The organism is Syntrophothermus lipocalidus DSM 12680, assembly GCF_000092405.1.
GTDB classification, from domain to species: Bacteria; Bacillota; Syntrophomonadia; order Syntrophomonadales; family Syntrophothermaceae; genus Syntrophothermus; species Syntrophothermus lipocalidus.
In genome coordinates, this window is the sequence record NC_014220.1 from 1,795,860 (window position 1) to 1,809,539 (window position 13,680).

The 13,680-nt window shown below is 53.4% G+C and carries 12 protein-coding genes; all 12 read left to right on the forward strand.

Annotated elements, in window-relative coordinates; translation table 11 throughout:
- The first annotated feature begins 244 nt into the window (after positions 1 to 244).
- Positions 245 to 1,336 (forward strand): HEAT repeat domain-containing protein, encoded by a 1,092-nt coding sequence (locus SLIP_RS12140; RefSeq protein ID WP_013175884.1) that lies wholly within the window; start codon positions 245 to 247, stop codon positions 1,334 to 1,336.
- A 28-nt stretch (positions 1,337 to 1,364) separates the two neighbouring features.
- A complete protein-coding gene (locus SLIP_RS08600; RefSeq protein ID WP_013175885.1) occupies positions 1,365 to 2,195 on the forward strand; it encodes a CheR family methyltransferase in 831 nt (276 codons plus the stop codon).
- Positions 2,196 to 2,206: 11 nt separating this feature from the next.
- Entirely contained in the window at positions 2,207 to 2,581 is a 375-nt protein-coding gene (locus SLIP_RS08605; RefSeq protein WP_013175886.1) for a response regulator, read from the forward strand.
- Positions 2,582 to 2,604: 23 nt separating this feature from the next.
- Positions 2,605 to 5,277: a chemotaxis protein CheA gene (locus SLIP_RS08610; RefSeq protein ID WP_013175887.1), complete on the forward strand. Its 2,673-nt coding sequence runs from the start codon at positions 2,605 to 2,607 to the stop codon at positions 5,275 to 5,277.
- An 11-nt stretch (positions 5,278 to 5,288) separates the two neighbouring features.
- The gene (locus SLIP_RS08615; protein WP_013175888.1) at positions 5,289 to 6,080 is read left to right on the forward strand and encodes a ParA family protein; all 792 of its coding nucleotides are present in this window, start codon (positions 5,289 to 5,291) and stop codon (positions 6,078 to 6,080) included.
- Entirely contained in the window at positions 6,081 to 6,464 is a 384-nt protein-coding gene (locus tag SLIP_RS08620; RefSeq protein ID WP_013175889.1) for a hypothetical protein, read from the forward strand.
- A gap of 4 nt (positions 6,465 to 6,468) precedes the next feature.
- Positions 6,469 to 7,959 (forward strand): Hsp70 family protein, encoded by a 1,491-nt coding sequence (locus SLIP_RS08625; RefSeq protein WP_013175890.1) that lies wholly within the window; start codon positions 6,469 to 6,471, stop codon positions 7,957 to 7,959.
- Positions 7,960 to 8,045: 86 nt separating this feature from the next.
- Positions 8,046 to 9,983 carry a methyl-accepting chemotaxis protein gene (locus tag SLIP_RS08630; RefSeq protein WP_013175891.1) on the forward strand — a complete coding sequence of 646 codons (1,938 nt, stop codon included), beginning with the start codon at positions 8,046 to 8,048 and terminating at the stop codon, positions 9,981 to 9,983.
- A 42-nt stretch (positions 9,984 to 10,025) separates the two neighbouring features.
- The gene (locus SLIP_RS08635; protein ID WP_013175892.1) at positions 10,026 to 11,582 is read left to right on the forward strand and encodes a chemotaxis protein CheW; all 1,557 of its coding nucleotides are present in this window, start codon (positions 10,026 to 10,028) and stop codon (positions 11,580 to 11,582) included.
- Position 11,583: 1 nt separating this feature from the next.
- Positions 11,584 to 12,642 carry a protein-glutamate methylesterase/protein-glutamine glutaminase gene (locus SLIP_RS08640; RefSeq protein WP_041432936.1) on the forward strand — a complete coding sequence of 353 codons (1,059 nt, stop codon included), beginning with the start codon at positions 11,584 to 11,586 and terminating at the stop codon, positions 12,640 to 12,642.
- A 147-nt stretch (positions 12,643 to 12,789) separates the two neighbouring features.
- Positions 12,790 to 13,191, forward strand: a complete 402-nt coding sequence (locus SLIP_RS08645; RefSeq protein ID WP_013175894.1) for a response regulator — start codon at positions 12,790 to 12,792, stop codon at positions 13,189 to 13,191.
- A 9-nt stretch (positions 13,192 to 13,200) separates the two neighbouring features.
- Positions 13,201 to 13,680, forward strand: coding sequence for a chemotaxis protein CheX (locus SLIP_RS08650; protein ID WP_013175895.1), 480 nt, complete (start codon positions 13,201 to 13,203; stop codon positions 13,678 to 13,680).

The following is a 13,680-nucleotide window of genomic DNA, read 5'->3' on the forward strand; positions in this document are numbered from 1 at the left end:
ACACCCGGGCCTTGTTTCCCTTCTCTCTCGATCCAGGACACCTTGGCTACTCTATTGCAAGAAAAGTCTAGGACAGATGTCGAATAGTGTCAAAAAATTTTCCTCCTTTAGAAGCAGGAGTACTGTCATATAATGTCGAATAGCTGGTTTGTTGGCAATTAATCCCTGGTCAATGATTGCGGAAAATAGCGAAAGAATCCGTAAAGATGTTCGCCGCCAATATGAAACGAGGAGCGTGCAGCTCGTGCCGGGTATCGATGAACTCATAAAATCACTCAACTCAGCCAGCGAAAAGGAGCGGGCTTTTGCCGCTGAAGATCTTGGCTACGAGAACTCCGACGAGAGCGTTTCAGCCTTGGTCGAGAGGTTGCAGGTCGAAGATTCCCGGTTTGTCCGCGAGGTTATCGTCAACGCCCTCAAATCGATGGACACCCCGCTGCTGATCAACACCGTGGTATCGCTTCTTTATAGCGATGACGCCTTTACCCGCAACTCCGCCATCGACATTCTGGCCAGGCTGGGAGACAAGGCCGTTGACGGTATCCGGCCCCTGCTCGCTGATCCCAGCAAAGATGTGAGGAAGTTCGTGCTCGACATAGCTTTCCATATAGGGGGCGCAGAGGCGAAGGCGGTCTTAGCCGAGGCTTTAAGTGACCCTGAGGTGAACAACGTGATCACCGCCGTTGAGTACCTGGGACGGCTAGAATCGACTGAATATACAGACCGTATCAACGAGCTTCTCCGGTCTACCGGGAACCTGCTTTTGCGCTGTACCTGTCTGGAGGCTTTGGCTCGTATCGGTGATGAAACCAGCCAGGAAATAGTCACCCGGCTTTATCCAGACTACGAATCAATCGGCGAGCTCGAAAAATACTCGTACCTCAAGTTCATAGCCGGTAAAGGAACTCGGGACCATCTCCCGTTGCTGTTGTCTTTCATGCGCGAAAAAGGCCCGTTGATGGTCAAAGAGATTATCAACGCCCTGGAGGGCATCCTGCAACGCAACGGTTATGACCTATTACCATCGGAGTTGTTGTCGGAGATCGTACATTTTATCGGGAGCCCGATCAATGACATCAACCGCTACGAGCTTCTGGTGCTTCTGGGAGAGTATAAAAATCCCGAGATATACTCGCTTTTTCTCCGGTATCTCCAACCAGAAAACAAGCTCGCCTGCCTGGGAGCAGTCGAAGGTTTAGGGCTATACGGCAACCGTGATGCGGTGACGTATTTGAATAACCTTAGACAGCACACTCACGATGACGAGCTCTTAGAAGCAATCGAAAGATCGCTCGAACTCTTACGGGGGCGAGGCGGCGACTGCTGGGCTGATTAACCTGAAACGGAGGAACGGTGACAACAGAGTGGATCTACCGATTGAGGACTTCATTGCTTTGAGAAACCTGATCTACGAGCGGACCGGGATGTTTTTCGGGGAAAACAAAATCTACTACATAAAGAAGCGCCTGCACAAGCGGATGCAGGCTTGTTGTGCGGACACGGTACATGAATATATACGTTTTCTGAAGTTCTTCGACCCTAAGCAGCGCGAGTTTCAAGAGCTGGTTAACCTCCTCACCGTCAACGAAACTTACTTTTTCCGGGAGTTTTCGCAGCTGAAGGTTTTTGCCGAACACTGCCTGCCAGAGATAGTAGAACAAAAGCAGAGGACCGGAGACACGACCCTGAAATTGTTCTCCGCCGGGTGTTCAACCGGTGAAGAGCCTTACACTTTGGCTATCATCCTTTCGGAGATGCTCGATGATCCAACCCAGTGGGAAGTGATGATCAAAGCGGTCGACATCGATGAGAACGTCCTGAAAACAGCCCGGCGCGGCGTTTATGATCCCCGTTCGGTCAAGGACGTTCCCCCTGCTTACTTGCAGAAGTATTTCACCACTCCGTCCCCCGGGGTCTTCGCGGTCAAGCCTGAGCTCCAAGAAATAGTGGTATTCGAGCACCTTAACCTTATGGACAGGCGGGCTCTCAGGTACGAGAACAATTACGATTTTATATTCTGCCGCAATGTCTTGATCTACTTTGACGATGCTGCACGTAAACAGTTGGTGGAACGGTTTTATACCATGCTGAACAAAGGCGGGTTTATATTCCTGGGTCATGCCGAGTCTCTGAGCCGTATCAGCACGGCTTTCAAGATTAGGAAAATGGACGGCCATATCGTTTACCAGGCCTGAGGAGGTTCGTAATGGGCGGCAAGATTCTGGTGGCTGATGATTCGGAAATGATTCGCAACTTTCACTCTTATATATTGAAAAGCGCCGGCTTTGATGTGGTAACCGCGGTAGATGGAGCTGATGCCTTGGAAAAGGCATACGGCTCATCCGCCCCCTGGGCCGTGGTAATTACCGACATCAACATGCCCAACCTGGATGGCTATGCCCTCATCGAGCATTTGCGCGGGGAACCGGAATTCGAAGACATCCCCATCATCATCGTTTCTACTGAAGACGAGTTAAAAGATAAGCAAAGAGGGTTCGAGGCCGGTGCCAACGCCTATCTGGTAAAACCGACCGACCCGGCAACCTTGATCGAAATGATCAAAATGCTGATTGGAGCTTGAAGGAAAAGCGAGGCGAAAAGAGAGTGAGGCTGACCTTTGAGCCTGACGATATAGACATACTCCAAGGCATAGTGGAGGAATCGAGCGAGCATCTTAGAGGCATTGAAGAAGGTATTCTGAGGCTAGAGGCAGACTTTGATCCTGAAACCGTAGACTCTGTCTTTCGGGCCCTGCATTCGGTTAAAGGAGTAGCCGGGCTACTCGATCTCACGCCAATTAAAGATTGCGCCCACTGTCTAGAATCGATGCTGACGGATATCCGCAAAGGCCTCTACATTCCGGACTCAGAAATAACCGACCTGCTCTTACGGGGAGTCGATGTTCTGCACCTGCAGCTGGCAGAGGTTGTGGCCCAGTTGCAGGAGTTACAGGCGGATCCACCTCAGGAGCCCTTCGCCCTTAATATTCCCGACGCCGGGGGTAAGGAGTTGGCAGCAACAGTTGAAGAGATCCGTCTCCGGCTCACCGGACAGTCTCAGCCTGAGCCTGATGAGGAGGCGAGGCCGGAGCAAAGCCCCGATTTTTCGTATCTACTCGATCAAATGCTCCCCGACTTTATTGATGAAACGGTAGAACACCTCAGCTCTGTAGAACATTACTGCGTGGAACTGGAAAAACACCCACAGGATCCGCAAATACTCAACTCTATCATGCGCAGCTTCCACAGCATCAAAGGAGGAGCCGGGGTCATAGCCAGCATGCGTCCTGACCAAGGAGAGAATGACCCGGTCAAACTTATCCGAGCCCTAACCCATGCGGCCGAAACCGTACTTCAATCTTATCTTGGCCAAAACCAACCTCTCTCGGAATCTATAGTTGATCTGGTCCTACAGGCAGTCGACAAGGTATCTGCCTTGGTTAAAACGCTGGGCGAGGGCGGGGAGCCGGATCCTTCGACACGAGATATCATCCAGCGGATGGAAATGGCAGCCAGGTGCGTCTCGAGCAGACGGAACGAGACTGAAGAAAGCATGTCTACTAGGCCCTTCCTGGCCTCTAACCAACTGGCCGCGTTTATCAACATAGCCAACCAAGCCCTGGAATCCATAAAAGGCCTGCTGGATACCGCCCGCGAAGGATACCCTGTAAGAACTAACCGTTTCAGGCAGTACTCGCGGGCCCTAAAAAACCTCCATTCGAGCGCTCGCTACCTCGGATTTAATGAGCTGGCTGAAGAAGCGGCGACCCAGGCTCAGTTTGTCCGGACAGTTACACCGGAACGAGACGTGCTTACAGGTTCGATGCTGGAAAGGCTTCGGGCAGGATTTGAACGCTTGCTCTACCTGCTAGAGACCAAGGTGGCTGAGGTCGAGCGTATCATAGAGGACGTGCCGCTGGAGTACGCCGACAAACGACTGGGCGAGATCCTGGTCGAATCGGGTCTAGCCTCCCCCTCAGAAGTGGCTATGGCCCTCTCTAAGCAAGCAGTAGCCCGGGAAAAACAGCGGGAAACAGCAGAAGAAACCAGACCAGTTGGGGAAATTGCCGGGCAGTCGGTTAGGGTCAGCCAGGAAAAGCTGGACCGGCTCATGAACATGATAGGCGAACTCCTGATCTCCAAGAACAACATCCTGCACCTAGCCCGGAAGGTAAGCATGGAGTACAATCTGCCAGCCTTGTCCCGAGAGGTCAAAGCGGCAGCCATGGAAGTAGCCAGGATCTCCGACGAACTGCAGGACGCCATCATGTCGGCCCGGATGATTCCGCTGCGCGTGCTTTTTCAAAGGTACCCCCGTACTATCCGCGACATTTCTCGTAAATCGGGAAAGCAGGTGGACCTGGTGATCACGGGAGAAGACACTGAACTCGACAAAACCGTAATCGAAGCTATCAACGACCCGCTGGTCCACATGCTGCGCAACGCGGTAGACCACGGGATAGAGCCTCCGGAAGAGCGAAAAGCTCTGGGCAAGCATCCCCAGGGTACTATTTCGATTCGTGCTTACTATCAAGGAGGGTATGTCGTTATCGAAATATCCGATGACGGTAGAGGCCTCGACCCTGAACGCATCAAGCAGAAAGCCGTTGAAAAAGGACTGGTTCACCCTGTCCATGCGCAGACCATGAGCCCTGAGGACCTTTACCAGTTCATCTTTGCCCCGGGGTTTAGCACCGCTCAAGAGGTTACCGAACTGTCCGGACGGGGCGTGGGGATGGACGTGGTAAAAAACAACATAGAGCGGCTGGGCGGGTTTATATATGTGGACAGCCAGCCAAGCGCTGGTACTACTTTTACCCTGAAGATACCGCTTTCCATGTCGATAATCCAGGGGTTGATGGTCGAAGCATTAGGCCAACGGTTCATCATAGCCTTGGACGCTATAGTGGAGACGGTGAAACTGCCATTAGCGTTCATCAGGAGTTACAAACAAAAGCTGGTAGCGGATATTCGCGGTCAGATCATCCCCCTAATCAGATTAGGCCAAGTGCTGGGAATAGAATCACCTTCCGATAGAAACGGCGTAGACCAGTCAGAAGACGGAAGGGTACCGATTGTAGTTCTGGACATAGACCGGGTTCGGGTAGGATTGATCGTCGACCGTTTTCAAAACCAGCAAGAATTCGTCATCAAATCTCTGAGCGAAGAACTAGCCGGTCTCAAGGTTTACAGCGGAGCTACTATTCTGGGAGACGGTAGCGTGGTTCTAATCCTGAACCCTGTTCAACTCCTGCAACTTCACCTGACCGGCAGCTAGGGAGGAAAACCATGGCGGTAACTATCGTTGTTGCCAACCGCAAAGGAGGCAGCGGAAAAACCACGACCACTGTCAACCTGGCCGACGGCCTTGCCCGCAGAGGGAAAAAGGTACTGGTGGTGGATGCCGATTCTCAGGCCCAGGCTACGGTAAGCATTGGGATACTGCCCCACCGGTTGACCATGACCCTGTACGAACTACTGCACCTTGCGGCCAGTCCCCGGGGGTTGGGCAAGGAGCAAATAAACGAAACAGTTATCAGAAACCAGAAACTCTTCGACCTCATCCCTTCTAAGCCGGATCTCTCGGCAGTTGAAGTGGAACTGGCAAATCAGACCGGACGCGAGTCCCTTTTAAAGGATCTGCTTTTGGATGTCATGGAAGACTACCAGTTCATACTCATCGACCTCCCCCCATCGCTGGGATTTGTGGCAGTAAACGGCCTCGTCGCTGCGGATTGGCTGGTAATACCTACGGAACCTTCATTTCTCTCGATGGACGGTCTGGCTCAGATGATGGGTATCCTGTACCGGGTCAATGCCGAGCTCAACCCGGGGTTACGCCTGATGGGAGTTCTCCCCGTCAAGTGCGACCTTCGAACCAACCTGGCTCGGAGCGTACTGGCGGAAATAAAAAACAATTTTGGGGAAGAAATGCTGCTCCCCCCCATACGAAATGATATCCGGTTAGCTGAAGCCCCGAGTTTTGGCAAGACCATATTCGAATACTCCCCAGCATCGCGGGGAGCTCAGGATTACGAAAACCTGGTGGAAACCATCCTTTCTAGAAGTGGTGAACAATAGATGGCAGGGAAAAAGAAACTGGGAATGGGGCTGGACCTGCTGCTGTCCTCGGTCCAATCCTCAGTTAATCAACCCGGGGGGATTGTTGATTGGAACCGCATCCAAAGTGTTTTCGACCAGGCCCGGCGCGAAGATGAAGCTGGAAACGTGTTTGAAGCGTACTATCTTTACCGTCTGGCCAGCGACCTGGTTCGCGAAAAAGGCCCCGCGATAACCCCGGAGGCCAAAAGCCTGGCCTCTCAGTCCCTGAATAACGCTGCCGTCATCCTGTATGAACACGGTTACACAGCCCAGGCCCGCCGCTTGCTGGAAAAAGCAGTTCAGGTCTGCCCTGACAACCTTACTGCGCGTGATAACCTTAACTCGCTCTTGCAAGGAGGCTAGAACAGTGATTGTGGGCATAGATCTAGGCACCACCAACTCTCTGGTAGCCTATATCAACCGGGAAGGCAAGCCGGAAATCATCGTCAATGAGCGTGGGAGCCGATTGACACCTTCGGCCGTGTACTTCAAAACAGACCAGGAGGTCCTAGTAGGGGAGCTGGCTCGTTCCCAGATGGTCTTGAAAGCCGACCGGACGGTATGCTACATCAAGCGTCACATGGGTTCCGACTACCGGGTAAACATATCCGGGCGGGAGTACACTCCTATCGAGATCTCAGCCCTGGTGTTACGAAAACTTCGGCAGTACGCCGAAAAATACCTGGGCCAGCCCGTTGAGGCAGCGGTAGTCACCGTACCCGCCTATTTCAACGACAACCAGCGCCAGGCCACCCTGCAGGCGGGAAGGCTGGCGGGATTAAAGATATTGAAGCTGTTGAACGAGCCCACGGCCGCGGCCTTGGCCTACGGCCTGCAGTCGGGGGAAAAGGAACACGTCCTGGTGCTCGATATAGGAGGTGGTACCTTCGATATCACCCTTATGGAAAACGACGGTGGCACCTGCCGGGTGGTGGCGGTCGGGGGATGCACTACCCTGGGGGGGATCGATTTCGACAACCGGCTGATAAGGCACATTCTCGAAACTTTTAAGCAAACTCATGGGATAGATCTCGCTGCCGACAAAGTAGCCTGCCAACAGGTTCAAATACACGCGGAACGGGCTAAGGTTGACCTGTCAACCGTAAACGAGTGCTCGGTTCTGATACCTTACATCACCATGGGAACTGAAGGCCCGGTTCATCTCAACCAGACCATCCGTAGGGAAGAATTTGAGCACCTGGCAGATGACCTCTGGAACGAGATCAGTTCTCTTATCCTGCAAACCCTGCAGAAAGCGGAGGTTGGTCCCGACTGGGTGGATGTAATAGTTATGGCTGGCGGGGCCTCGCGGATGCCCGGATTCGAGCGGGTGGTACGGGAATTGTTCGGGCAGGTAGAAATAAAAAGCGATATCAATCCCGACGAAGTAGTAGCACTCGGAGCCGCCATAGAAGCTGGAATCCTGGCTGGCCAGGTCGAACATATCGAACTCTACGATGTAACTTCCCACACCTTGGGCATTGAAGATGATATGGGGGAATTTGTCCCCATTATTCCAGCTAATACCCTCTATCCGGTAACCAGGTCGCGCCTGTTTACCACAGTCGAAGACGATCAGGAGGAGGTGATAATTCACATCCTGCAGCGGGACGAACTCCAGTCCGAGGCTTCAGCAGCCGTATCCCTGGGCAAGTTTCACCTGGCTGGCATCCAGCAGGCTCCAGCCGGGGTGCCGTGCATCGAGGTAACTTTCACCATTGACCGCAACGGAGTTCTCGAGGTTGCCGCTCGGGACACGGAAACAGGTACGGAAAACCAAGTACAGATCACTGACGTGGCGTTTTCCGGCGGACACCCGGGTGAAAACCGCCGCGGGACTTCGCTAACGGTTATATGAGACCTGTTCGTATGCCGCTGGTATTCCAGTAGAAAGAAAAGCTCTCGGTAGGCGTGGTTATTTTTTAGAATTGAGGAGGGAGTCGAATGGCTAGAAGATTGGAAACACCGCCCGGTGCCAAAACCGGATTGACCCTGAAGACCGACGAAGAAGATATATCCAAGAAGCGGGAACAGGCCCGCAGGATGGCTCAAGAAAAGGCCCGGGCCCGCACCCTGGCCAAGCAGCAGGCTATGGCCGAGAGAATCGCCACCGCTTCCGAACAACTCCTGGCAGGAGTAGAGGAGGCAACCGCATCAGCCCAGGAATTCGCCCGGATGATGACTGACTTAGCGGTACGCATGCAGCAAGTAGCGGAGATGTCTGAGTCCGTAAAACAGACTGCTCAGGACGAAAGTAATGCGGCGCAGCAGGTCGTAGAGACTTTCGATATTCTCTATAAGATAACCCAGGAAGGTCTCGGCACCATGCGTGAGTCGGTGGCCGCCATGGAAAACATGCGCGCTCACCTGGTAGAAGCAGCAGAGAAAAACGCCCAGTCCGGCAAGCGCATTGCCGAGCTGGAAGAACAGTCCCGGCAGATCGGAGACATCGTGCAGACTGTGGTCATGATCGCAGACCAGACCAACCTCCTGGCCTTGAACGCCGCTATTGAAGCAGCCCGCGCTGGAGAACACGGGCGTGGATTTGCGGTAGTAGCAGATGAAGTACGCAACCTGGCCGAGATTTCTGAAAGCGCAGCCCGGGATATCCGCGGAGTAGTGGAGGAAATTCGTAGTGGCGTGGATCAGGTAGTTAAAGATATAAACCAGGTAGTAGAAAGCTTCCAGGATATGCAACAGCGCACCGAGCATAATAACCAGGGGTTCCAGGGGGTAGCACAGCGGTTTCAGCTCTACGGGGAAATACTGGCAAGGTTTTTGGATTTTTCAGGCCAGATGGACCGCACGGCCCAGGAAGTCCGTTCTGTCTGCGAATCCATCGCCGCCAATACAGACCAGATCAGGGTAGGGTGTGAAGAGTCCACGAAAGCGGTGACCGAACAGAGCAAGGCACTGGCCGAGGTCAACCAGGCTACCCACGAACTGGCGGAGATGGCGGATGAACTTAAGACATCTACGAACGTAAACAAATCAGCCGAGGAAGTGGCTGCCACTTCGGAACAGCTCTCCGCTAATATAGAAGAAATAAGCAGCTCCGCCAGTGAGATCGTGAGCTCTCTTAGCCAGATGACAAACGCCGCCAGCCTATCCGAAAAGGATGTCCAGAAGGTTGTAACCTTGGTACACACCAGCCAGGAACTCCTAGCCAAAATGAACGAGTGCATAACCCAGGCCAGTCAAACCTTAGGGGAATTGCAGCAGATATTAACCGACAGCCGTCAGGCAGCTCGTGCTGTGTGGAGGGACCTGCGCGAATGTATTGACTCGTATCAGGGAACCAACAGCTCCATTGAGACCCTCGAAGAAAAAATCCGGCGTATTGAAAAGATTGTGGATACCATCGAAAACGTTTCTATCCAGACCAACATGCTGGCTGTCAACGGGTTCGTAGAGGCCGCAACTGCAGGCGAGCACGGTCGTGGATTCTCCGTAGTTGCCGGTGATATCCGTAACCTCGCCACCGAGTCGGCAGAAAATGCCGATAAGATCAAGGACCTGGTAAGGGACCTGCAGAAGCAGATGAGCAAAGTTATCGCTGACCTGGGTCAGTCCGAAAGCGTATCCCGGCAAGCAGACGAAGCTATAGGGGTAGCTGCCAAGAAAAATGACGAAGTCGAAGAATCACTGGCCCAGATTACGCACCAGCGCGCCCAGGTAGGTAAAGCCGTAACTGATATCCGCAACGCGGTTGAGAAAGCCGAAAAACTGGTTGAGGCTTTGACCGAGATGATAACCGCAGGGTTTGCTGAAATACAAGCCGCTTCTCGCACGGCTGACGAGCAGGCCCGAGGGGTGGCAGAGCTTGCCAACTCCATTGAAGAAATAGCGTCTATCGCTGATGAGCTACAGGCAGGTCAATAAACGTTTATTACGAAAACATTAAAGCCAAAGGGGGGATAATAAGTGACCGACCAACAGGCAAACGCCTTAGTTCAGGATGAGATGCAGTTGGTCACCTTCGATCTCGAGCGGGAAAGCTTCGGAATCAATATTATGAACGTGCAGGAGATCATCCGCACGCCCAACATAACGGTTATTCCGCAGGCCCCGCCCTATGTAGAAGGGGTAACTAACCTGCGGGGCAATATCCTTCCGGTTATCGACACCCGGGTTAAGTTCAACCTGCCTCCTCGCGAACGCGACGCCGCCAGCCGGGTAATAGTAGTAGATGTGAAAGGCAGGAAAATCGGGTTGAGCGTTGACGGAGTATCCGAGGTCCTCCGGGTTGAGAGTAACCAAATAGAGCCGGCCCCCGCCATGGTATCGGGTATCGAGACCAGTGCTATCTCTGGAATGGTCAAGATTAACGATGGAAAAAAACTGGTCATGATCCTGGATGCCGTGCGCTTCTGTCAACTGGAAAGCGGCGAGGGACAGGATACCGCTGCCGCCCGGTTAACCAGGAGCGAAGCCGGTTTCAAGCAGGAGCAGGACAAGAAGCTGGAAGAAGTCCAGTTAGTTACTTTTGGGCTAGGAAAAGAAGAGTTTGCCCTTGAAATAGAACAGGTTCGGGAGATCATCCGCTACCCGGAGATCGTGAAGGTCCCTAACGTTCCGGCCTACATCAAAGGAGTGATCTCCTTGCGCGACCGCCTGTTGCCTATCGTCGACATGCGGGTTAAGCTCGAAACCAGCAGTGATGAAGTTAGCGACACTACCAGGGTGGTAGTCGTCGATGTGGACAACATGCAGGTCGGATTAGTCGTGGACAAGGTCTACGAAGTTACCCGCGTCCCCAAAGACACTATCTACCCGCCGCCTCAAGCCTTGACCACCGAGGGGCGGGAGCAGTTGAAGGGCATAGTCAGGCTAGATGACGGGAAGCGCATCATCATGCTCATTGATCCTTTCGACATCCTGACCAGGGAGGAAATCCGCGGGATATCCACCGTAGAAACGGCCGATGCAGAATCCATCGAAGAAGCCCCGGCTTTTCTAGACGGGATGGACGAAGAACAGATGGTAGTGTTCAAGCTGGCAGGCGAGCAGTACGGGGTACGCATCACCCAGGTACAGGAGATCAACCGTCTGTCTAAGATCACTAAAGTGCCGCGGGCACCCAAATTCGTCGAAGGGGTCGTAAACCTGAGAGGAGATGTCATCCCGCTCATCGACCTGCGCAAGCGGTTTGAGATGGAGGAAAAAGAGTACAACGAGTTCACCCGCATCATAGTCAGCGATATAAACAACAAAAAGATAGGAATCATCGTGGACGAGGTCCTTGAGGTTTTGCGGGTACCCAAAAAGAACCTGGAAGAGGCTCCCGACATCATTCAAGGGAACCAGGCAGCCCGCTTTATGGAAGGCTTGGCCAACCTGGAGAACAGGATGATTATGCTTTTGAACCTGGAAAACATCCTGGTAGAGAAAGAGTGGCAGAAGCTGGCCGACCTCAGCCAGTCCCAGGCGGCGAAAAAGACGACCCCAGTGAAACTCAAGAAGCAGGGTGGAAACGAGTAACGTGGTACGTGTACTGATTGTCGACGATTCGGCCCTTATGCGCAAAACTCTCCGGCAAATCCTGGAACGGGATCCGGAGGTTGAAGTCGTGGCTGCAGCCCGGGACGGAGAGGATGCCGTAGCCAAAGCCCGGGAGTACCGCCCGGATGTTGTCACTATGGACGTAAACATGCCCAAACAGGACGGCATCACTGCCCTTCAGTATATAGTCAATGAAGACATCTGCCCTGTCATAATGGTTTCTTCCCTCACCCAAGAAGGAGCAGTGACCACGTTTGAAGCCTTGGAACTGGGTGCGTTTGATTTCGTGGCTAAGCCGGGCGGTACTGTGTCATCCAACCTCGAAACAGTGGCCGATGAGCTAGTTACCAAGATTAAAGCAGCCGCCGGGTTGAAAAAGAGAAAGATCACCGCCCGCCTGTCAAGGGCCCGTCGCTCCCGTGGCAGGCAGGTTGTGAAGAAAACGGGAGATACTGCAAGCGGGGACATGAAGGCAGTGGCCATGGGTATATCGACCGGGGGCCCCAAGATGATTTATGAGGTCTTGCCCTCATTACCGGCCAACCTCAACGCGGCTGTGTTCCTGGTCCAGCACATGCCGCCTAACTTCACTTCGGCTTACGTCAAAAGGCTGAACGAACACTGCCAGTTGGAGGTGGTGGAAGCCGAGGCTGGCATGAAGGTACGGCCAGGTGTGGTTTATGTGGGACGAGGAGGACGGCATCTCAGCCTGGTGAAAAATTCGCTGGGAGAAGCGGTCATCCGGCTGCCATCCCAGCCACCTCACCATTTTATGCCTTCAGTGGGAGTCATGATGGAGGCAGTGTTGAAGGTTTTCGGGCCGAGGACCATAGGAGTGCTCATGACCGGTATGGGTGACGACGGGGCTGACGCTATGGTCAAAATCAGGCAGGGCGGAGGCCTGACTATCGCCGAATCGGAAGAGAGTGCCATCGTGTTCGGAATGCCTGGAGAGGCCATCAAGCGCGGCGGAGCCGAAATCGTGGTCCCCATATGGGACATAGCGGCTGAAATCGTGAAAGCGGTAGGAGTAGTTTAACAAGCCACAGATGCACACAGACCCGGCACTCAGCCAACCTAGCTTTCAACATGACATCCCGTCACAACAACGCTATACACTAGTCAGGGCTTGAGCTGAGTGCCGGGTCTGTGTCCATCTGTGGCTGGCTCGAAGGTAGGAAGGAAGGTGGTTCTTACGAGAGGGATAAAACCGGACGGGAGTCCGATTAAGGTAATGGCAGTGGACGATTCGCCGGTAACCAGGAAGATGCTCAAAAAAGCGCTCGAGCCCGAAGGGTTCATTATTGTTGCCGAGGCTGGTAACGGGCGCGATGCCGTGGCCGCCTACGCCCAGGCCAACCCGGATGTCATCACCATGGACGTTACCATGCCCATAATGGACGGGCTAGAAGCCGCAGCCGCCATCAAGAAACTCAACCCTTCCCAAAAAATAATAATGCTGAGCGCCATGGGCGATAAAGATATCGTGGCTGAAGCCCAGAGCCTGGGTATTACTGATTTCTGTACCAAGCCTTTTAAACCCGACGAAATTATCGGCAAGATTCTGAAAGTTTTAGCGGAAGGTTGAGGTGATGAGGTGAGCTCCACAACCTACATCGTGCCCTTTATCAAAGCCGTGGCCAGTGTTTTCAAGGATATGTTGGGAATTGTCGTAACAAAAGGAGAACCAGTTGACGAAGGAGAAGAGTTTGGGTCACAAGGGTTTGCGGTGATCGTCGGCTTTACTGGCGGCTGGCGCGGCCGCTTTTTCCTGGACATGCCGCCCACAGCAGCGTTGAGATTGGCCAGTATCCTGACGGGCGAGGAATACGCCTCTCCAACCGAAGAAGAAGTCCTCCTGTCCGCTGCAGAGATAGGCAACGTGGTGTGCGGCAACGCCGTCACCGCCGTTAACGACGCTTACCCAGGCCTGAACATCCGGTTGACCCCTCCCAGCGTCTTCGTGGGAGACGGCTTTAGCATGTTCAACGTCAGACTCAGCTCCTACTCCGTTTTGATGCAAACCGAAGCAGGGCCCATCAAGATAAACGTAGCGGTAGAGGAGGGGAAAAGGTAG